Annotated in this window: 21 protein-coding genes; 7 read left to right on the top strand and 14 right to left on the bottom strand. The window is 42.3% G+C overall.

Going from position 1 to position 21,095, the window contains the following annotated elements:
* Window positions 1–39: 39 nt before the first annotated feature.
* The 6 genes from ACSLUK_RS04710 to ACSLUK_RS04685 form a co-directional block, all read right to left on the bottom strand.
* A complete protein-coding gene (locus ACSLUK_RS04710; RefSeq protein WP_448547368.1) occupies window positions 40–1,107 on the bottom strand; it encodes a hypothetical protein in 1,068 nt (355 codons plus the stop codon).
* Between the two features lies 1 nt (window position 1,108).
* Window positions 1,109–1,969 carry a ThiF family adenylyltransferase gene (locus ACSLUK_RS04705; protein WP_448547367.1) on the bottom strand — a complete coding sequence of 287 codons (861 nt, stop codon included), beginning with the start codon at window positions 1,967–1,969 and terminating at the stop codon, window positions 1,109–1,111.
* A 12-nt stretch (window positions 1,970–1,981) separates the two neighbouring features.
* Window positions 1,982–2,752 (bottom strand): PEP-CTERM/exosortase system-associated acyltransferase, encoded by a 771-nt coding sequence (locus tag ACSLUK_RS04700; RefSeq protein WP_448547366.1) that lies wholly within the window; start codon window positions 2,750–2,752, stop codon window positions 1,982–1,984.
* Window positions 2,753–2,844: 92 nt separating this feature from the next.
* Complete coding sequence (locus ACSLUK_RS04695; RefSeq protein WP_448547365.1) at window positions 2,845–4,071, bottom strand: pyridoxal-dependent decarboxylase, exosortase A system-associated; 1,227 nt, start codon at window positions 4,069–4,071, stop codon at window positions 2,845–2,847.
* Window positions 4,068–5,669: an acyl-CoA ligase (AMP-forming), exosortase A system-associated gene (locus ACSLUK_RS04690; RefSeq protein WP_448547364.1), complete on the bottom strand. Its 1,602-nt coding sequence runs from the start codon at window positions 5,667–5,669 to the stop codon at window positions 4,068–4,070. The genes ACSLUK_RS04695 and ACSLUK_RS04690 overlap by 4 nt, the downstream gene beginning before the upstream one ends.
* 93 nt (window positions 5,670–5,762) lie before the next feature.
* Window positions 5,763–6,599 carry a patatin-like phospholipase family protein gene (locus ACSLUK_RS04685; RefSeq protein WP_448547363.1) on the bottom strand — a complete coding sequence of 279 codons (837 nt, stop codon included), beginning with the start codon at window positions 6,597–6,599 and terminating at the stop codon, window positions 5,763–5,765.
* A 164-nt stretch (window positions 6,600–6,763) separates the two neighbouring features.
* Here ACSLUK_RS04685 and ACSLUK_RS04680 point away from each other — a divergent pair, with 164 nt between their 5' ends.
* Window positions 6,764–7,528: a S1C family serine protease gene (locus ACSLUK_RS04680; RefSeq protein WP_448547362.1), complete on the top strand. Its 765-nt coding sequence runs from the start codon at window positions 6,764–6,766 to the stop codon at window positions 7,526–7,528.
* Between the two features lie 43 nt (window positions 7,529–7,571).
* Here ACSLUK_RS04680 and ACSLUK_RS04675 read toward each other — a convergent pair whose 3' ends face one another.
* The 3 genes from ACSLUK_RS04675 to gpmM all read right to left on the bottom strand — a co-directional run bounded on the left by ACSLUK_RS04675 (window position 7,572) and on the right by gpmM (window position 11,170).
* Window positions 7,572–8,354: a divergent polysaccharide deacetylase family protein gene (locus ACSLUK_RS04675; RefSeq protein WP_448547361.1), complete on the bottom strand. Its 783-nt coding sequence runs from the start codon at window positions 8,352–8,354 to the stop codon at window positions 7,572–7,574.
* Window positions 8,355–8,444: 90 nt separating this feature from the next.
* Window positions 8,445–9,545, bottom strand: a complete 1,101-nt coding sequence (locus tag ACSLUK_RS04670; RefSeq protein ID WP_448547360.1) for a murein hydrolase activator EnvC family protein — start codon at window positions 9,543–9,545, stop codon at window positions 8,445–8,447.
* A gap of 83 nt (window positions 9,546–9,628) precedes the next feature.
* Window positions 9,629–11,170 carry a 2,3-bisphosphoglycerate-independent phosphoglycerate mutase gene (gene gpmM / locus ACSLUK_RS04665; protein WP_448547359.1) on the bottom strand — a complete coding sequence of 514 codons (1,542 nt, stop codon included), beginning with the start codon at window positions 11,168–11,170 and terminating at the stop codon, window positions 9,629–9,631.
* Window positions 11,171–11,457: 287 nt separating this feature from the next.
* On the opposite strand from gpmM, the gene ACSLUK_RS04660 reads away from it, so the two are divergent.
* The 4 genes from ACSLUK_RS04660 to gpsA are packed head-to-tail and all read left to right on the top strand — an operon-like array spanning window position 11,458 to window position 13,735.
* A complete protein-coding gene (locus ACSLUK_RS04660; protein ID WP_448547358.1) occupies window positions 11,458–11,886 on the top strand; it encodes a rhodanese-like domain-containing protein in 429 nt (142 codons plus the stop codon).
* A 27-nt stretch (window positions 11,887–11,913) separates the two neighbouring features.
* The gene (grxC, locus tag ACSLUK_RS04655) at window positions 11,914–12,168 is read left to right on the top strand and encodes a glutaredoxin 3 (RefSeq protein ID WP_448547357.1); all 255 of its coding nucleotides are present in this window, start codon (window positions 11,914–11,916) and stop codon (window positions 12,166–12,168) included.
* Window positions 12,169–12,215: 47 nt separating this feature from the next.
* On the top strand, window positions 12,216–12,725 hold the full coding sequence (gene secB / locus ACSLUK_RS04650; RefSeq protein WP_448547356.1) for a protein-export chaperone SecB: 510 nt from the start codon (window positions 12,216–12,218) through the stop codon (window positions 12,723–12,725).
* 11 nt (window positions 12,726–12,736) lie between these two features.
* A complete protein-coding gene (gene gpsA / locus ACSLUK_RS04645) occupies window positions 12,737–13,735 on the top strand; it encodes an NAD(P)H-dependent glycerol-3-phosphate dehydrogenase (RefSeq protein ID WP_448547355.1) in 999 nt (332 codons plus the stop codon).
* 36 nt (window positions 13,736–13,771) lie between these two features.
* Here gpsA and trmL read toward each other — a convergent pair whose 3' ends face one another.
* Window positions 13,772–14,236, bottom strand: coding sequence for a tRNA (uridine(34)/cytosine(34)/5-carboxymethylaminomethyluridine(34)-2'-O)-methyltransferase TrmL (gene trmL, locus ACSLUK_RS04640; protein WP_448547354.1), 465 nt, complete (start codon window positions 14,234–14,236; stop codon window positions 13,772–13,774).
* Between the two features lie 98 nt (window positions 14,237–14,334).
* Here trmL and ACSLUK_RS04635 point away from each other — a divergent pair, with 98 nt between their 5' ends.
* A complete protein-coding gene (locus ACSLUK_RS04635) occupies window positions 14,335–15,210 on the top strand; it encodes a cation diffusion facilitator family transporter (RefSeq protein WP_448547353.1) in 876 nt (291 codons plus the stop codon).
* Between the two features lie 10 nt (window positions 15,211–15,220).
* On the opposite strand, the gene ACSLUK_RS04630 is transcribed toward ACSLUK_RS04635, so the two are convergent.
* The 3 genes from ACSLUK_RS04630 to ACSLUK_RS04620 form a co-directional block, all read right to left on the bottom strand.
* A complete protein-coding gene (locus ACSLUK_RS04630; RefSeq protein WP_448547351.1) occupies window positions 15,221–16,222 on the bottom strand; it encodes an alpha/beta fold hydrolase in 1,002 nt (333 codons plus the stop codon).
* A 72-nt stretch (window positions 16,223–16,294) separates the two neighbouring features.
* Window positions 16,295–17,680 carry an ATP-binding protein gene (locus ACSLUK_RS04625; protein ID WP_448547350.1) on the bottom strand — a complete coding sequence of 462 codons (1,386 nt, stop codon included), beginning with the start codon at window positions 17,678–17,680 and terminating at the stop codon, window positions 16,295–16,297.
* Window positions 17,680–18,357, bottom strand: coding sequence for a response regulator (locus tag ACSLUK_RS04620; protein ID WP_448547642.1), 678 nt, complete (start codon window positions 18,355–18,357; stop codon window positions 17,680–17,682). Before ACSLUK_RS04620 ends, ACSLUK_RS04625 begins: the two co-directional genes overlap by 1 nt.
* Before the next feature lie 278 nt (window positions 18,358–18,635).
* On the opposite strand from ACSLUK_RS04620, the gene ACSLUK_RS04615 reads away from it, so the two are divergent.
* Entirely contained in the window at window positions 18,636–19,115 is a 480-nt protein-coding gene (locus tag ACSLUK_RS04615) for a Spy/CpxP family protein refolding chaperone (protein WP_448547349.1), read from the top strand.
* Window positions 19,116–19,150: 35 nt separating this feature from the next.
* On the opposite strand, the gene ACSLUK_RS04610 is transcribed toward ACSLUK_RS04615, so the two are convergent.
* Entirely contained in the window at window positions 19,151–21,058 is a 1,908-nt protein-coding gene (locus ACSLUK_RS04610) for a TonB family protein (RefSeq protein WP_448547348.1), read from the bottom strand.
* Window positions 21,059–21,095: the final 37 nt, after the last annotated feature.

Raw genomic sequence — 21,095 nt, 5'->3', positions numbered from 1 at the left:
GTGAAAGAAGAGTATGAGCAAAGCTATATATCACTTTGCTCAACCAATATATTTTTGCGTCGGGTATTTCAAAAATGTAGAGAGTTGGCGTCGTTTTGTTCTATGTTTAACGCTACCATTTCGTCCTAGACGAAAATACATTAAGCCAAAGCCACTGTCTGGATGTTTGAGCGCTTGCATCATTTGTCCGATTTCTGCCATCTCTGACTTGTATTTTGGTTCACAGGCAACAAATCCTAATGAGAAAATACCTGGCGCAGCGTATGGTTGCAGCGACATGCCTAATTCAGTCGCCTTTAACCATAGATGCTGAAAACTTCTCCCGCCTTCAATTATTGACACTCTATCGTTGTCTTTTATAGAGAGTAGACACAGTGCAGGAGAGGTAATGATAGGCAAATATACTGATCTCATGCCAAGCATTTTATGCGCGCCTATTTTATTTAGGCGGTTCATCCACTTCCAAGAACTAAGCAGCTTAAACATTGGCAAAGCAGGTTTTTCAATTGCTAAAACTTCGACAGGCATGCCTTCGTCGGCATGGGTATTGTCAAATTTTACGGTAGAGAAGAGTTCTTGGTGCAGAATTTTGCTTTTAAATCGAATTGATTCTGCTTTAGTGATTACTGGCAGTGCGGGAGGACTGTTGCCAAAAGACACTAGATCATAGGTCAATTTACATGACGAATGCTCAACGCATTGCGCTAGCTGATCTAATTCTTCTGCGGCAATTTTACCTTTGAAAGGTAAACGTCTATCGGTACATCGTTTATTAATGAATTGGGCAAGGTCGCCGTTAGGTGCTTTCTCACTTGTTTCAAAGCTGATATTTGCTACGTGAGAGTCATCTTTGTCATCTGGAAAATAATGACAAGTATGCTGATAGCCCAACGCATTGGCCGCAATGATGCAGTTTTCAATAACCGCGCCTAATGCTATATCTGCCAACACCCAACGATTATCTGAAGCTTTACCTGCTCTCGTTGTGTCTATCCATAGTTGTAGTTGATTCTCTTGCCATGCATAAAGCATAGGCTGACTATTGTCAGCAGACGGCGCATTGATACCAGCAGTAATAATTTCCTGCTGGTGTGCTAAGGACGGCATACTAAATCCCAAACTGTATCTTTAATGTTTCAAATAGCTTCATTTGTTGTGGGTTAGTATGACCACCCTCAAGGTATGACTTCTCAAATTGATTGGTGTAGGCATCGAAGTGCTGTACCCATGGTGCATTGAGAATTTCTCCACGGTTAAGAAACATCTTCGCTACTTGGCTTGCTGCTACACCTGCGGCTAACTGACATCCGACAATCGTTGATGGGCCCTTTTTATTTGCCAAGTCGAGACGTGAAGGATCAACCAAATACTGGCTTTGTATTGCCGTAGGCGTTAAACCAATAAAAAATTTAAGGTACTGTTCATTTTCAGTTAACCCATTCATTCCAAAGTGTTCTTCGAAAGTCATGTCGCCGGGCATAAAGTTAATATATGCAGTACCCATACCGATAGGCGCAGCCGTGAGAGCAGGAATACGTTTTTCAGCACACTTTTCAAAAACTTTAATACGAGGTGGCATTGCAAAGAAGTCTAAAGAGTCAACGTAGCAATCGACATCTTGTAAAAATTCATCAGTATTGTCGTCGTTGATTCCGTCAGGAAAGGCGCGAATGTCAATTTCTGGGTTTATCGCCTTTGCCATAGCAACCATAGTATCTAGCTTTGGTTCATCGTAAGTACTGACATTTGCCCCTACTTGTCGATTGGTGTTTTCACACGCGAATAAATCAAAATCGGCGACATTAAATTTTGTGATACCTAATCGAGCGAGTGTGACGATGTGCGAACCACCAACACCACCTAAGCCTGCAATTGCGATTCTTTTTTCTTTTAAATGACGTTGCTCGTCTTCAGTAAACCAGCCTATATTTCTTGAAAACGCTAAGTCGTAATCAAATGCATGTGCCATGTTCACACTCCGTTATTTTTCTTTTAGGTTGGTATGAGGAATTAAAAATACCTGCTCTTTTAGATCCGCGTATATGATTTCGTACAATGTCTTTATTTGATCAGATAAATTCAATAAGAAACTTTTTTGGTCAAGATAAAACATTGCGCGACGTCCATGATAGTCCATTTCTTCACCGATTTGCTGGAAAGGCAGGCCGAATCGCTCTAAGCGTCTACTCAGTCTGGGCTCCATCATGACAACCATACCAATATGATTACAAATGTTAGCTAATGCTAAACCGCCTAAATATAGCCCCATTGCGATGTTTGGAAAGTTTCTGCGTTCGTCTTCAGAGTATACCGTTTCGGGGTTCACACTATTAAGCACATAAGGGACGTTTTTTTCTTTTTCGCGTCGCCTAAAACTTGCTAACACTGCGAGTCGCGATATTTCACCGAAGCCACCACGCGGGAGTTTTGTTGTATCAAGAATCTCAGGCGTCGCACTATGTAAACAAAATTGCTCAAAGGGGAGCTTTTTGTTTGGTTCATCAATGGGAGGAATAATGAGGCGAATGCAACCCGCATATACGCCAGTTCTGCGGTGCTCAAGTAAACAATGGTACGCATATTCATCGCATTCGTCGGATTCCATTCGATCGGCATTCTCTGGTTCCCAACCAAGTTCATCGCTGTAAACACCGTAACGAATTCTAAAAGCTTCTTGTCTAAGCTCTTTGGTGTTGGCAAAACGTACGCGAAAGTATTGATTGAAATTCTCAGCAATTGAGTATTGTTTCATTCTCTTGATCACTTTCCATAATTGTCGGTTAATGACTTAACTATAACAGTTTATTATCTATTTACACATTTAGTGTGACATCGAACAATATATCAAAGAAGTATTTCATATACACTTGATTGACTTAAAAAATTAATCGGACTTGCGGTTGCACCATATGCGCCTGAGCGCATAACGGCGACGTAATCACCGATGTTTATATCAGGCAAAATAACCTTATTTGCGATTATGTCCAATGGCGTACATAGTGGGCCAACGATATTGACCGCTTTTTCTTTTGGTTCAGCTTCCATCTTATTCGCTATAACAACAGGGTAGTTTTTTCTAATCACTTGGCCAAAATTACCCGAATTCGCCAGATGGTGATGCAATCCACCATCGCAAACCACAAATGTCTCGCCTCTGGATTCTTTTTTATCAATCACTTTGGTGATATAAACGCCAGCTTCGCCTACAAGATAACGTCCTAATTCCAGAATAATATCGATCTCGCCAAAAATCGATTTTTCCTGCTGAAGTAAGTTCTTTAAGTTTTCTACGATTGGTATAACATCGAGGTGCGATTCACCGGGAAAGTAGGGGATACCAAAGCCGCCGCCAATATTGACGTATTGAATAGCGCAGGGTGATGCACTCAACAGTTGCTTAGCAAGATCTATCGTACTGGTGTGGGCTTCAATGAGGCTTGTGGCATTGAGGTTTTGTGAGCCAGTATAAATATGAAACCCTTTTAATCGAACTAAATTGGTATCTAGGCTCGGCAAAAAATCCATTAATTGTTCTTGGTCAATGCCGAATGGTTTTGCACCACCTGCCATTTTCATACCGGACGCTTTGAGTTCAAATGATGGATTTACACGAAATGCGACATTCGGTGTTTTAGCCAGTCGCTTCGCTATAGCGGTGATTTGATGAAATTCATGGAACGATTCAACATGTAGTGTCGCGCCTGCAGTAATTGCGGTGATGAGATCACTTTCTTGTTTCCCAGGTCCAGCAAAGCTGATCTCGCTAGTAGGCATAGAAGTTTGCATAGCAAGCAAAAGCTCTTTGCGAGAAGCGACATCAAAACCATCTACTAAACCCGCCATATAATGCACCAAACTTGGCAATGGATTCGCCTTAATTGCGTAATGCAGTTTAACCTGAGATGGCAGAACGTTCTTAAGCTGTTTGACCTGATTAGCCATAATAGTCTTGTCATAGGCATACAAAGGCGTTGAACCAACGAGGTTTTCTAGCTCTGCAGCCGTATGATTGCCTATTAATAATTGTTCATTACTGATTGTGAACGCATCTAAAGGGGCATGCGGCTTCATTGTGCACTCCTGCATAATTGCTCGTATTGAGTCTTAACGGTAGTGCGATCAATCTTACCATTGGCATTAACTGGCAGCTTATCAGTCAAATGGCAATATTGAGGCACCATATAGTTCGGTAAATGGATTTTGCAGTGCGCTATAACTTGTTGCACGTTTAACGATGAATCGCGTTGCTTGTTTTGTTCAACGACTACGCACACTGCTTGTCCAATGGTGTCATCTGATACACCAAAGGCAACAACGCCGCTAATTTCGTCAACTGCATACAGGCATTGTTCAATTTCAGTTGGGCTAATGCGGTAACCTGACGACTTTATCATTTCGTCATTTCTACTAACGAAATATAAGTAGCCGTCTTCATCAAACTTAGCGCTGTCGCCTGACCATACCGCCATTGATTGATTGGGTACTTCACGTAACACATTCGGCGCGGGTCTGAAGCGTTTAGCTGTCGCTTCCGGTTTATTCCAATAGCCTAGGCTGACCAAAGGCCCACAATGGACTAATTCACCTACTTCATTTACTTCACACGGGCTGCCATCAGGTCTTAAAATGAGAATTTCCGCATTGGGTATCGCTTTACCCATAGACGTTGGACGCTTGCTTACCTGTTCGGGCGGTAAGAAAGTAGAGCGAAACGCCTCTGTTAAGCCATACATTAAATAAGGGCGCGCATTAGGCATCATATTCTGTAGCTGATGCAATGTGTCAACGGCAAGAGCACCACCAGAATTGGTGAAATAACGAACTGAAGCAAGTGACTTATTATCTACGTTTAATTGGATAAATTGCTGCCACAAAGGAGGGACGGCCGCTACACCAGTGATCTGATGCTTTGCAATCGCGCGTATAATGTCGCGTGGCAATAGGTAATCCAATAACACACAATGCGCACCAATATAAATTGCTGAAATAAGCTGATTTAACCCATAGTCAAAACTAAAAGGTAGCAATGCTAGCAAGGTATCGGCAGATGAATTTTCTAAATAAGTTGTGACCGATTGTGCACCCAATATCAGATTACTATGAGATAAAACGACGCCTTTAGGTGCGCCTGTACTACCACTGGTGTACAAAATAGCTACCATGTCATTGCTTGTACCGTGGTAATCGGCAATTTGCGCACCTTCAGCGTTGGCAAGCCAGCTTGTCCATGAATGCACTGTGAATTGGGCGTTGATGAAAGTTGCTGGCTCAAACTCGTCGACTAACACAACGTGCTCTAACGAAGATATGTGCGGTTGTGCTGATTGCAGCTGTTCTAAACGAGCACGATTGGTCACTAATACACGAATTGTACAGTCATTAATAATGTGGCTGACTTGCGGTGCTTTTAATGTGGCGTTTATAGGAACAAAAGTTGCACCGATTTTACTGGCTGCCAACATACACGCTACGTTTTCAAAGGATTTACCTAAATAAATACCTACCCGATCGTAACGAGATATATCGAGACGTGTTAATGCTCTAGCCGTTGCATTAGTTAATTGCAGTAGCTGATGGTAGGTGAGTGTGGTGGACTTGAGTGTTAACGCGGGATTGTCAGCGTACTTGCTGACGGCTGATGTTAACAATTCATGTAAAAATACCGTCATGCATCGTCCTGAAAGAATATAACTCGATCTGTGGTGGTTAATATAACGAAAACTAATAGTAACTTAACTTTTATCGCGTAACCACCTGATTGTTTATGCGGTATCTCGTTCTTCAGACAATGCTTTAACTTTAATTGGCAGTATTTTAGTGGCCGTATGGTAGCCTTTGAAAAACAAGGCCTCTTTTTGTGCTGGTGTCATAGTAAAATCTACTGCCGAAGACAAACCTGTATTGACGACTACTGTGTTGTGCCAAAACGCATCATTGATATACTCGCGTGAAATGGTTGTCATGAAGGTACGTATAAGCAGAGTGACGTAATTAAATATTGGAAAGAGCCCTTTAATTTTGACGTCATCATATTCATATTCACCTTTTAATCGAAAGCAAATCACGGGGGTGCCGTCTTCAGCCCAATCTCGGTGAAGGGCATCTTCCGATAAAATACTGCCATCAACCATTAAATGTTTGCCAAATGATTTAAAGCTAAAGACTAAGGGAATAGACATTGAAAATCTTACGGCCAAAGAAACTTTTACGTCAGGGGTACGCTCTTTGTTAAAAATGACTGGCTGTCCTCTGGCGACATCTGTTGCTACAATGTGTAAATTGTATTTGAGCTCTCTAAATGTCTTGCCATCAAGTAGTCTGTCTACCCAACGTTCAAATACATCGCCTGAGCTTAACCCGCCATTTCTGATCAGCTTGATTAACGAAAACTCTCTAAACTGATTGTAGTCAGTGTGTAGGGCAATATGTTTGATTTCGGCTAAAGACAATCCAGCCGCATATAAACTGCTCACAATGCTGCCACCCGACACACCAACAATGTGATCGAAGTCGATGTTAAATTCATCGAGTGCCTGTAATATGCCGACATGCGCTGGCAAGCGTGTGCCTCCACCTGCAAAAATTGGGACAATCTTCATAGAACTCGTAGCTTCTTAGTCGAAAAAATGGTTATATTTGTGCATAGCCAGTTGAAATAAATATTTAATTCAATTGGTATTAATTACAAATTATGGTCAATATTTTCGGATTTGCGTAATTCAACGTTTCGAATATGACTCTATCAGTACAATATGGAATTTATATGAAACTTATTTGGGGCATTTTCTTCGTTATCTTTAGTGTAAGTCTGTCAGCAAATTCTTCAACGTTGGCAGATACAGTTGCCAAAATTAAGCCCTCAGTGGTAGGGATTGGTGTGTATACGCCAACGGGTCGGCCAAAGAATACGCTGACAGGATCAGGCTTTGTGGTAGGTAAAGGGCAATATGTGGTAACTAACCATCATGTGGTACCTGCAGAATTAGATAAAAAATTACTGCAAGAAATGGCTGTGTTTGTGGGGAGTGGACAATCAGCGACAATTCGCAAGGCGAGCGTTGTTGGTTCATCGCAGCGACATGATTTGGCTATTTTGAAGATAGAAGGTAAACCACTCAAAGGGGTTGAACTAGCGGGTTCTGAATTCGCGAGAGAAGGGAGCTATGTTGGATTTACAGGCTTTCCGATAGGGTCCGTGCTTGGGTTGTATCCAGTGACACATCGCGGCATCATTGCCAGTATAACGCCAACGATTACGCCAGTGGCAAATGCGAAACAATTGGATGTACGTATGCTGAAAAAGTTGCGCGAACCATTTCTTGTTTATCAATTGGATGCAACGGCTTATCCAGGCAACAGTGGTAGCGCACTGTATGATGTTGATAGCGGTCGAGTGATAGGTGTTATTAACAAAGTCTTTGTGCAAGAAAGTAAAGAAGCAGTGATTAGTAACCCAAGCGGTATTACTTATGCGATCCCAGTGAAATATTTACATGAACTTATAACTGAGTTAGGGATTGCCATCTGATCTCGGAGGTTCCTAAATCATTAGCGTGTTACACAGATATCGCTCAATCACCCGATAAACTCGCACTGTGCGTGTGAGATTCGTTTAGTAACTGAGAAATGCCGACTAATTGAATATTGTTCGCGGTTAGCTCGGGTAGCAATTCGCTAAGTGCTTCAATCGTTTCTGGGTGCGGGTGGGCAATGGCTACGGCGCTTCCAGAAACGTTGGCTATTCGGATTAATTGCGCAAATTGTTTGGTAATGTAGTCTCGCGACAATTGGTTATCTAGGAATACCTGACGGCTAAGTGTTGGAACACCGAGTATTTTTGCAACATCTTTCGCTCGACTAAGTCGCGTTGTCATACTGTCGACAAATATGTGGTTGTGCTCTTTCAGGTATTTCATTGTCCAGAACATTGGCTTGTACATTTTGGTCAGCTTACTGCCCATATGATTATTGATCCCAATAGCGAACGGGATCTCATCAAAAGCATCATTCAATGTTGTGCGAATCGCTTGTTCATTCATTTCTGTCGTTAGTCCGCCGGGCCCTAAAAATTTACCATTTTCGGCTTCCATTGGGATATGAAGCATAACGTCTAGGTGACGTTCGTGAGCAAGTTGCGCAAGTTTTTTTCCGTGAGGTGTGTGTGGGAGAACGGCAAACGTTATATCGCCAGGTAATGTCAACACAGCTTTGTCACTGTATCTGTAGCCGATATCATCAATAATGATAGAAACTTTAGCTGAAGGTTCATTGCCATAACCCTTTGCAGGGAAAATGATAGCGAATGTGAAGAGGAAAACCGTTAGTAATAAATTGCACACATTAATTATTATCATTATTCGTTTAAACCTAAGCCTAGCAACATTTCATATGAAAGCGAAACTCCATTGGTATTATTTAACACGTTAATTAATGGTGTATGTTGATTATTTACACCAGAGTTTCGGATTAACTGCTTGGCCATTATGTCTAATTTCAAAGTACAGTGCAGGCTGAGCCTGGCCACCACTTTGCCCCGCCAATGCTATGGGTTCACCTGTTTCAACGCGATCGCCAACGGATTTGAGCAGTGTTTGGTTATGACCATACAAGCTCATATAGCCCTTGCCATGATCAACAACGGTTACCAAACCATAGCCTTTTAACCAGTCGGCAAATATCACGGTGCCATTGTGTATCGTTTTGACTGTGCGGCCAACTGGGGCTGCAATTAAGACACCTTTCCATTTCAGATATCCTTGCTTCCTAGAGCCAAAACTGCGCTGAATTTTCCCTTTTACTGGCCAACTGAGTTTTTTCTTCAGGTTAGCTAATCCTTCAAGCGTTAACGAAGCCTTGTGTTTTCGAGCAAGTTCTTCTAATGCTGCTACTAATGCCTGTTCTTCTTGCTCGAGCTGCGCCAAACGCTGTTTACCCGTTTTTAGTCGCTGGTTCATCGCTTGAACAACGGCTTTTTGCGAAGTAATACTGGTTTGTAGCTCTTGTTGTTGCGTAATTTGTTGTGCAGCTAGTGCTTCATATTTGGCTGATTGTTGCTCTTGTTCTTTGGTTACCTGTTGTAGCTTATTAATGGTTTCTTTGAATCCATCGATTTGTTTCATGCGGGCATCGTTAAGGTATTGATAGTAAGTGACCGTACGTTGAACATTGGCCGGTTCTTGTTGATTGAGAATTAGCTTTAGATAGTCGTGATGCCCAGTTGAGTATGCCGTGCGCAATTGCGTTGCGAGTATGTCTTCTTGTTTGGCTTTTTTTTCTGTTAGTGATTGTGCTTGCTTTTCTAACTCGGCCAGCGTTTGTTTGGTTTCTTCAAGCTTTTGTTGCGTGTTTTGCAGCGATTTAGCGACCTTAGCAACGGCTAAATCTTTCTGATGTAATTGTTTTTGTAGTGAGGTTAACTCAGTATCGACCTGCCTGATTTGCGCCTTTTGCTTGGCTATTTCGGATTTAACCGAATCCAATTGTTTGTTAGATTGTGACTCATCTTGGCGATACAGTGCTGCAAGTGTCGATGGAGATTGCAGCATGCTGATGCACAGGAATACCAACAACGTCACGAATGACGTTGTTGGCTTACAATTGTTGTAACCGTGCTTCATCAAAAGCGAGATTACACAAGCTTGACTAAAGAAGTGCCGGTCATTTCAGGCGGCAGTTCCATGCCCATTAATGTGAGTACCGTTGGTGCGATGTCACTCAATGCACCTGTAGGTGCCATTTGTGCATCTCGACCCACGTAAATCAGCGGTACTGGTTCGCACGTATGTGCTGTGTGCGCTTGGCCAGTAGACGGGTTAACCATTTGCTCGGCATTACCATGATCTGCGGTAATTAAGCATTCACCACCTACTTTCTCAAGTGCGGTAATAACGCGGGCAATACATTTGTCAACTGCTTCGCACGCTTGTACAGCTGCATCAAATTTACCCGTATGGCCTACCATGTCGCCATTTGGGTAGTTACAAACAATAAAGTCATAATCGCTGCTTTCTATCGCTTTAACAAGATTGTCAGTGAGTATGGTTGAATTCATTTCTGGTTGTAGATCATACGTTGCTACTTGTGGCGATGGAACCAGTACACGTTTTTCGCCATTGAATTCATCTTCGCGACCACCACTGAAAAAGAACGTTACGTGTGCATATTTTTCAGTTTCAGAAATTCGTAGTTGTGTTTTCTCGTGTTTCTCAAGCCATTCACCTAATACGTTGGTTAATTTTTCTGGTGGGAAAGCGCAGCTTGTATTTATGTCGGCGGCATATTCAGTCAACATCACAAAATCACTGATAGCGGGTACATGCTTGCGACTAAAACCAGAGAAATTTGGTTCGGTGAAACAACGAGTAAATTGTCTGGCACGGTCCGCTCTAAAATTCATAAAAATGAGTGCGTCACCATCATTAATCTTTATCGAGTCACCCGTTGGTGCTTTGATCGCTGAAGCTTGAACAAACTCATCGTTTTCGTCACGAGCATAGGCAGCTTCGAGCGCATCCAATGCATTGCCATAACTAAACTCTGCTTGGCCAGAAACCATTAAGTCATACGCTTTTTCGACGCGATCCCAGCGTTGATCTCTGTCCATTGCGTAGTAACGACCAACAATTGATGCAATTTGCCCTGTACCGAGTGCCTGGAATTTTTCTTGTGCTTTTTCTAGAGAAGCCTGTGCGCTTCTTGGTGGCGTATCTCGTCCGTCCAAAAATGCATGTAAATAAATATGCTTAGCGCCTTGCTGATGCGCTTTGTCAATCATAGCAAAAATATGGTCTTCGTGGCTATGAACGCCCCCAGGCGACATAAGACCAAATATATGAACCGCTTTGTTGGCATCAACTGCTTTTGAAACTGCATTTGTTAACGCAGGATTCGATTGAAATTCACCGTCTGCAATTGATTTGGTGATTCGGGTGAAATCTTGATAGACGATTCTTCCCGCACCTAAATTGACGTGTCCTACTTCAGAGTTGCCCATTTGGCCGTCAGGTAATCCAACTGCCATGCCAGAAGTGTTAATTAGCATGTTTGGCTTAGATGCCATTAGCTTATCTAGCGTTGGAGTATTTGCATGAAAAATTGCATTGGACTCAGCTTTTTCACTGTACCCCCAACCATCAAGAATAATTAACACAGTCGGTTTTTTGTTTGACATAGACAACTCTTTAAAGCAACAAATTAAAAACTGTCGCAGTATATCAATCTCTGGTAATAATTTCTCGTCAAAAAATAGACAAATTTGTTCTATTCAGCAGAGTGTTTTTTCGGTGAAACGCTCTTAAAAGTAACAATAAGTAATATTGAACGACAAAACTCGAGCGAGTTGGCCTTGGCACTCATACATTATGCTCAATTGAATCGATTACACGGACTTTACGCTGTAAAATTTATGATTAATCTGTATACTGTCGAGCAAATTAATCGGTTCCAATAGAATTAGCAATGGATCAATTTACTACCTTTTTAGCAAACAACCCTATGTTAACAGCCGCTTGGGTTGGTATTTTTTTAGCAATAATCTTTATTAGTATTCGTATTAAACTGTCGCCTATCAAACAATTAAGCCCTCAGGAAATGACTTTCCTTGTAAATAAACAAGAAGGTGTAATTGTTGATACTCGTTCAGAAAAAGAGTTTAAAACGAGTCATATTGTTGATTCGAAGCATGTAACAGCTGAAAAAATTAACAAGAACGATATTGCGAGTCTTGAAAAATTCAAAGAGCGCCCCATCATTGTGGTATGCACTGCTGGCATTAGCGCGTCGAAAGCCGCCGATCAGCTAGCAAAATCAGGTTTTAAACAAGTAAATATTTTGAAAGGCGGCATGAATGCCTGGATAAATGCTGGTTTGCCTGTCATTAAAAAATAGTAACGTTCTAAAATGAGATGTACAGCTATGGTTGAGATTTATACAAAAGTAACATGTGGTTTTTGTATGCGTGCAAAGGCATTGCTTGAGCATAAAAATGTCGCTTACACGGAAATCAAGATCGATGGTAACACTGAATTACGAAACGAAATGATTGCGCGTAGTAATGGTGGATTTACAGTTCCTCAGATTTTTATTAAAGAACAACATATAGGTGGGTGTGATGATTTATACGCATTGCATGCACAAAACAAATTAGATCAATTATTAGCGGCAATTTAATGTTTGCATATTGTCGAAACGAATAGTCAATATAGTAGGAAAATACCATGGCAGATGAAATTCAAAACAACAACGAAGGCGGTGAACAACAAGCGGCGCCACAATTTGCAATTCAACGTGTTTATACGAAAGATATCTCTTTTGAAACGCCTAACTCTCCAGCAATTTTTCAAAAAGAGTGGAAACCAGAGTTAAAATTAGATCTTGATACACGTTCTAACAAGTTAGCAGACAGCACGTATGAAGTTGTTTTGGTTTTAACTGTAACTGCAACTGTTGAAGGTCAAACTGCCTTTTTAGCTGAAGTACAACAAGCGGGTATCTTTACAATTGGTAATATGCCAGAAGCTAATTTAGCACATACTATCGGTGCATTCTGTCCTACAACATTGTTCCCATATGCGCGTGAAGCAGTGTCAAGCCTAGTGAATCGTGGTTCTTTCCCACAAATCAACTTAGCGCCAGTGAACTTTGAGGCGTTATTTGCTAGCTATGTTCAGCAAAAAGCCGCAGAAGCACAAGCAGCTCAAGCAGCAGCTGGCACAGAAGCACACTAACAGGCATTTATATGCAAACTGATATCAGTGTTATCGGGGCGGGGTCTTATGGCTCCGCCCTTGCTATTTGTTTAGCGAGAAATGGTAATGTCGTGAAGTTGTGGGGCAGAGATGCTACACATGTTCAATTGATGGCTGATTCTCGTTGTAACGAAAAATATTTGCCTGGTTGTGCTTTCCCAGATTCGTTGATATTAGAACCTGACTTAGCCAAATGTGTATCGTCATCCTGTAATGTGTTGGTTGTGGTTCCCAGCCATGCCTTTGGCGATATGCTGGCTCAGTTAAAGCCGCATTTACGCAAAGATGCTCGCGTTGCATGGGCAACTAAAGGGTTAGATCCACAGTCTGGTCGTCTGCTTCAAGATGTAGCGCGAGAAATACTCGGCGATGATATTTCACTGGCTGTACTTTCAGGGCCGACTTTTGCGCGTGAGATGGCTGCCGGATTACCAACCGCTATTTCGTTATCTTCACTAGATGATACATTTGTGGCTGAGTTATCCGATTTATTGCATTGCGAAAAAGCGTTTCGCGTGTATAGCAATAACGATTTTATTGGCGTACAACTTGGTGGTGCGGTCAAAAATGTTATAGCCATTGGCGCTGGTATTGCTGATGGCATAGGGTTTGGTGCAAATGCCAGAACCGCGCTTATCACGCGTGGATTGGCTGAAATGACCCGACTAGGCGCTGCGTTGAATGCTCAACCACAAACCTTTATGGGTATGGCGGGTTTAGGCGACCTTGTACTCACTTGTACTGATAATCAATCGCGCAATCGCCGCTTTGGCTTAGCACTGGGCAAAGGTGTCGAAGTAAAAGAAGCGATGGACGAAATTGGTCAGGTAGTTGAAGGCTACCGTAATACCAAAGAAGTTTACATGTTGGCACAACGTGTTGGCGTTGAAATGCCAATAGTTGAGCAAGTGTATCAGGTATTGTACCAAGGAAAAGCTGCAAAGCTTGCCGCATACGACTTGCTATCGCGAGAGCGTAAGTTTGAATAACAACCTCACGCGCTCAAAAGGCTAATTCACTGGCTATCACACGGCGTTAGCAAACCCTAGCTGACGCCATGCTTCATAAACGATCACAGCCGTTGCATTGGACAGATTCATACTTCTGCTGTCTTTTAACATTGGAATGCGAATTTTGTTATTGTCATCAATTTGCTGTCGTACTGATTCCGGCAATCCCGAGGTTTCTGAGCCAAACAACAAGTAATCACCTTTAGCAAATTCTACATCACCATAGTAATTAGTCGCTTTAGTTGTGACAGCCAATACACGATTAGGCGTTTCACTGGCAACAAACGCATCATAACTTTTATGGCGTTTCAAAGCGGTAAATTCGTGATAATCCAAGCCAGCCCTTTTAAGTTTCTTATCATCCAAATCAAAGCCTAAAGGTTCAATTAAGTGGAGTCTGAAGCCTGTGTTGGCACAAAGTCGAATGATATTCCCTGTATTTGGTGGAATTTCTGGCTGAAAAAGAACAACGTCTAGCATAGCGAGTCTCAATAAAAGTATAATGTTGCGCATTATACTGTTATTAGATCATGTGTGAAATTCACTTACAGAACTTTCTTTTTGGGAGTACATAAGCATTGGTTGAACATCGTTACGCATTGTTAGTACGGCGGGCAGCGCTAGGCGCTATGGTGGTAGCGGTTAGTTTAATCATTATGAAGCTGTATGCATGGCTGGTGACCCATTCAAATGCGATGCTGGCGACCAGCACCGATTCATTATTGGATTTGTCTGCATCGCTGGTTAACTTCTTCATGCTAAAAATCGCCTTAAGCCCGCCAGACCACGATCATAAGTTCGGTCATGGAAAGGCAGAAAGCTTAACAGGGCTTGCGCAATCGGCCTTTGTATTGGGATCGGCCATCTTGCTGATGTTGCATGGCGTTGAAGCTACGTTATCGCCAACCAAGATAGAACAGAGCTCGGTGGCTGTAGTGGTTAGTGTGCTATCCGTGATTTTGACCAGCATTTTGGTCGCTTTTCAATACTATGTAGTAAGACAAACCAATTCGACCGCAATTAAAGCAGATGCCTTGCATTATCAATCCGATATCGCCATGAATTTTGGTGTTTTAATATCACTGTTGCTTAGTAGTTCTCTTTACCCGGAAGTTGACGGCATTTTTACAATTGCTGTGGGTGTTTGGTTAGTGTTCGGTGCGGTGCAAATTGCGAAGCAAAGCGTAGATGATTTGATGGACAAAGAGTTACCCGACGCTGAGGTAAACAGAATAAAAGAAATTATTGCCGCACATGACAAACACTTGGGATATCACCAATTAAAGACGAGAAAAAGCGGTTACTTAAAGTTCGTTCAGTTTCATCTGCAATTATCAAATACTATGCCGCTGCTGGAAGCTCATCAAATTGGTGAGAATATTGCCGCTGATATTAGAAGACAACTCGCTCCTGCGGAAGTGTTAATCCACCATGATCCGATTGACCAAACATAGCTATCTCAACTTAGTTAAATTGCTCGAACCAAGTCAAAGCCTTGGTTAGTGTTGCTGTACGATAGCAATCTTGTTCAAAGAAAAGTTCATGTTTCGCGCCTTCGATTACAATGGGTTGTTCACATGTGATAACAGAAGGCGTTTTCTTTGCCAGTAGTTGGCAAAATTCACTTTGTGCCTGATTGCTGACAATCGTATCTTGACCCGCTTGAAATACTAACAGTGGCGTCGCTAATTTAGTTGCATCGCGGATAATGTTTTTGTTCACAGCGAGTGCTTGTTGTAGCCATTGGAAAGTTACGCCGCCAATTTGAAGTGCTGGCATATTTTGGTAGAGTTGCGCAAAAATCTCGTGTCTGATTTTGGAATGACTGAGATTATTATCTTCAAACGTATGCGGCTTGTATGGTCCTTGTCCGAAGAAATACCATGGGACGCTATCGAATAGTTGACTAATACGGTGTCCAGCTAAGATGACGAGTTTGGCGAGCCATGCAGGGATGCCATTGCCATTGATGGCTATCATGGGGGAGCAAAGCACTGCTGCCTTGACCAACTTGGGATAGCGTTGCATTAATCTTAACGCGATGGCGCTGCCCATTGAGTGCGCTAGCAGCAACGGCGGTTGCGAGCAATGCTGGGCAACTATGTTGTTAATAAAATACTGCAAATCAGTCGCATATAGCTCAAAGTCTTCAACATAACCTCGATGTGGATCCGCTAACATTCGCTGTGATATGCCTTGCCCGCGATGATCAATAATAAACACACTATATCCATTGTTATAAAGATCAAACACGAGTTCCTGATATTTAAGATAACCTTCAGCACGACCGGGGGAAATGACGATGGCTTGCTTTGCTGAAGGATGAATAAATCGCGCGGTGGCGATTGAAATATCGTTAATGCCCTTGAATTGCTCAAAGTGGCCAGATTGCCAAAATGTTGCAATGGTGGTTGTTATTAGCGTTGTTAATTGGTGTTCTTTTGTAATGCTAAACGGCGATGTCATAACTAAAGTCCCTTAAACAACATCACACAACTGCTCAATAAAACGTTAATAATGTCACCAGGTTATCTTTGTTTATTCGAATATTGGTAATGTTAGGGTAATTGTCAGGCCATTGCCATCGTTATTTCGGGCGCTAATCGTACCGTCATGCGCTATTACTGCTTGTTTGGCAATTGCCAACCCTAAGCCAGTACCGCCGGTATCTCGATCGCGAGCTTCCGCAACGCGATAAAAAGGTTCAAACAACTGCGCTAAAGAGGATTCAGGCACACCTGTACCTTCATCAGTTATCTCGATGATGATGCTGTCTTGCACTGTGGTTAAAGTAATACGTACGGTAGTCTGTGGTGGGCTGTATTTAATTGCATTGGTGATAATATTGGATATTGCACTGGCAATTAGTTGTACATCAAAAACGGTTACCAAAGTGTCGGGCAAATTGGCTTGAATCGAGATTTGCTTCTCTTGTCCTATAAACTGACAGTCGTCAACACAATGCCTGATAACCGCACACAAATCTTCTTTTTCTTTATGAGAATGATTAATGGTGTTTTCTAACCGTGAAAGTGACAATACATCGGCAATCATTTCATCTAATCGAGAGACTTCTTTTTCACAACGATTTAAATAATCAGTGAGTGCTTTGGGATCGAGCTGACTTTTCTGCGCGAGCCCGAGCGCAATCTGTAGTCGGGTCATGGGTGAGCGAAGTTCATGTGACACATCACCCAAAAGCCTTTGGTGCGCACTGATATTTTTCTCAAGCTTTAGCGCCATCTGGTTAAAACTGTGGGCAAGCTCACCTAACTCGTCTTTGCGAATAAAAGCTGCATCTACCCGCGAGGACAAATCACCATCGCCAAATTTGGCGGCTGCTTGTTGCATTGCTTTGATTGGACGGCTAAGCGAACGGGCGAGTAACCAACTTAACACTAAACTTACGATCAACGGAATTATGACACGGGCCCAAGCAGGAAGTTGGAGTACTAAAGAGCTAATGTGTGGAGGATGGCCTCGAGCCGTAAGGTAAATTTGATACGGCTCATGCTCTAATTCGACCAGCAGTGGCCCTGTTATTCGAGCATATGGGAACTGAATAGTAGTGAGAGTTGAAAACGTGTTTTTCTCGATGTAATTGATAAGGTGACGCGGTAATCTGCGCTGAGGTTTGATTACTTTGTTGGTGCCAACTTGTTTGACTATGAGGTTTGTTCCATGTTTTCGCATTGAAATACTCACCAATTGTTGCGCCGTTATGTCAGGGCGTTTTTCAATTCGTTTAGCTATTTTTTTCAATCGCTCCATTTCAAAGGGGAGAGGCGGAAGAATGACACTTTCTTGTTCGAGCTGGGCGGAAATGATGCGAGTGGCAGCAATAGAAACCGTCGCGATTATCCAAAACCCGAGAAATAGTTTAAAACCAATGCGCCTAAACGGCTTAAACGCATGCGACAGCATTAGCTTTCTCCTGCTAGAAAGATATAGCCTGCACCGCGAACTGTTTTTAATTTATCGCTATCACTGTGTGGCAGCAATTTCTTGCGAATATTGCTGACGTGCATGTCGATACTACGATCAAAAGGGCTGAGCTTTCTGTTAAGCACTTGCTCTGATATCTCTGATTTACTGACAATTTGACTGGCATGGCGCATGAGTAAATCAAGTATCTGATATTCTGTGCCGGTAAGTTCTACAAGTTGCTGGTGGCAAGTGACCTGCCGCGTGGCATGGTTGAGAAAAACGCCATTCACTTCATTTGTGTCGGTTTGTTGTTCTCGGGCACTCACTATTTCTATTCGTCGCAATATGGCTTTGATACGCGCCAGCAGTTCTCTGTGTTGAAATGGCTTGGCGAGATAATCATCTGCACCCAATTCGAGACCAAGTACGCGATCTGCATCATCACCTCTTGCCGTTAACATAAGAATAGGGGTTTTATGCCGACCACCCAGCGCTTTTAAAACGTCGAAGCCATTTAATTCTGGCATCATCACGTCGAGCAAAATAAGAGAAAAGGATTCGTCGTACGCTCTTGATAATCCGCTGAGTCCATCATGACAGCAATGCAGTTCAAACCCCTCGAACGCTAAATATTCTTTAAGCAGGTTGCCAAGTTCTTTGTCGTCGTCAATCATGAGGATTTTGGTAAAGGTAGTCTGCACAGCAATCTCGCTTATTCGCTATATGTCTTCAAAATTATCACATAAAAATGCGCAACGTACCCAGTATCATACCTTAACTTACCCATGGCAATAATGACCTTTACATAACCTTTACACAAGGCTTGCGTTTCTTTTCATTGCATTGTGTATTCTGATACCAGCTAACTAATTTATGGGTTCTATGGATGTTTTACATTGTTGAACTCGTTTATATAAGTACATTTTTAACACATACAATTGAGGAAGGTCATATGAATACGAAATTATCGAATGTCTTAACGGGAATCGTTCTAGTGGCATCTGTGACGACAATGACGGCGATAGCACAGCCAACGATGTCTGCTAATGAACATCTAGATAGCGTTGCCCCTATGACACATGAAGGGGCAGGCCAAAAGCAAAAGCGCATGCTAAAACGCATGGCTCGCCATTTGGCGTTAACAGACGAGCAGGTTTCGCAAATTAAGGTGATTCGCTCAGAGGCAAAGACAGCACGCGAAGCAAACAAGTCTGTTATGGACGAGTTTCGAAGTCAAATAAAGAGCCTTATGACGAATGAGTCCTTCGATGAAGCTGCATTTACAGCATTACATACGCAGTATCAGGCGGCTTTGACAGAGCAAGCTGTGCTTAAAGCAAAAACGAAGCATGCTATTTTTCAGGTGTTAACTGAAGAACAACAAATCAAAGCACAAAACATGCGCAAAAAGCATCGAGGAATTAGGCTGTAGCACATCAGTTATTGCAAGGATGCGCCTACATACGTTTAGTCTGATAAGCTGAAAGAGAATATTTTTGTAATCGTGGTTTCAACTGGCTTGCCATTTTTCTTAGCTGGTTGAAAGCGCCACTTTTCAATTGCTTTCTTAATAGCGCCACGGAAAAAATGTACTTTGCTTTTTTCTTCAAATAGCACATCCGAGACCTTGCCATATTTATCAACCGTAAACTCCACAAGCACGTCTAGCTCGATGCCTTTACGTTTGGCTGATGATGGGTATCTAGGCTCGATTGAGCGCAACAGAACAGCATTGGTCTTAATCGACGGCTTGCTATTATCTTTCTTGCTTGTGATGGAAGGTTTACTGGTGAAAGTATCTTCTTCTAGCTTCAATAATGGTTGGTTCACAGTTGTGGCTGATTCAAACTTCTTAAAGTCGTATTCAATCGCTGTTGTTGGCATATCTGCTTTGGCTAAATCAGCAATCGTTTCTGCATAAGGATTAGCATTTTTAGCGCTTTTATCTTTAGAGTCTGTGCGTGCGAAAGCTTGTTCTACTGGTGAGGCTTTACGTGGTGTCGCTTTGGTTTGCATAGCATTCTTGGCTACGACTTCAGTGGTTGAGCTTTTTTGCTCAACGTCAACCTGTTGGCTAACTAGAATTCGTTGACTCGGCTCTTCCAATGTTAGCTGAGGTCGTTGGCTTTCAACCGACGCAACGATTGGCGCCTCTGCCACTGGTGCATGGCTAGCTGTTTTTACTGTTGTGGACTCGGTAGGCGTTACTTTTGCGTACGTTTCGTCTTTAGGTAAATCATTTGTCGTATTTTTTACAATCGCAGGCGTTTGAAGTTCTTTACTTTCTTCACTGGGCTCGTCTAAATAATACGAAACTATTGAAGAGTCGGTAAGTTCTACAGGTTCTACAGGCGCAATAAATTGATTAAAGTCGGTATCGTTAGTGATTCTAAAAATAGAAAACTGACCTGCCGTTAAGTCAAAGACAGTAAAGCTCATTAATGGTTTGAACAAAACAAGTGAAATTGCAAACACGATGAATAACGAAGCCATCCATTTTCCGGATTCTTCGTTGCTTGAACAGTGTGGTTCTGCATCCACTAACCGTATGACACGCTTTTTAAGATCGCCACCTGAAGCTGCCATTGCCATGGAAGGAATCGAATGGCGACGCTGATGAACGTGGCACACACTTGCTGTTTCTGTTAGTGCTCTTGCATAAGCAAGGGGCTTTTGACAAACAGAGACTGCCATGTCGTCACTACAATATTCACGTTCATTACGCATTTGTTTCGACACCCAGCGTACCGCCGGATGGAAAAACAGTAATATTTCGACCAGTGTCTGAATAAAGTTAACTAGGTAATCATGTCGACGTACGTGCGCTAATTCATGCAGTAATAACATGTCAAGTTGGCTTGGTGTTAACCCTGTTAACATAGCAGCAGGAAGTAACACTACCGGTTTTAGCCAACCGATAACCATAGGCACTTGTGATTTCATTGAAATCAATAGTGTCGGCGCTTTACTTAAGCCAATTTGACGGACTAAGTCATCGAACCGTTGTTGTAGTTCTTCATTGACTGGCAGTACGTGGCTCTTAGGCAAGCGATTAACACTGTATAACTCCATGAGCAACTTAGCTGACAAGCACAATACGACTGTCATCCAGCCTACAGAAACGTAAGGAAGGATTTCTAACAAATTGATAGAGGCAAGTACTTCTTTGCCGTTGATTGCAGCTATACCATCACTGTCAAAAGATAATGGGAATGGCGTATTTACAAGCTGAGTATAGTCTGGAGTGTATATATAATAAAACGTTGCTATAGGAATGAACAGATTGGTCATCATTGCAAGCATCGCCCAAGCATATCTTTGTCGCGTCTTTTGGTAAGACGTTAAACTTAATATCAATTTTAATACAGCCGCCACGATACAACCCTGCCACAAAAAGTGAAGTAAGGTTAAA

It is taken from the genome of Thalassotalea fusca, from assembly GCF_053485835.1.
This window is presented reverse-complemented; position numbering and strand designations above follow the sequence as displayed.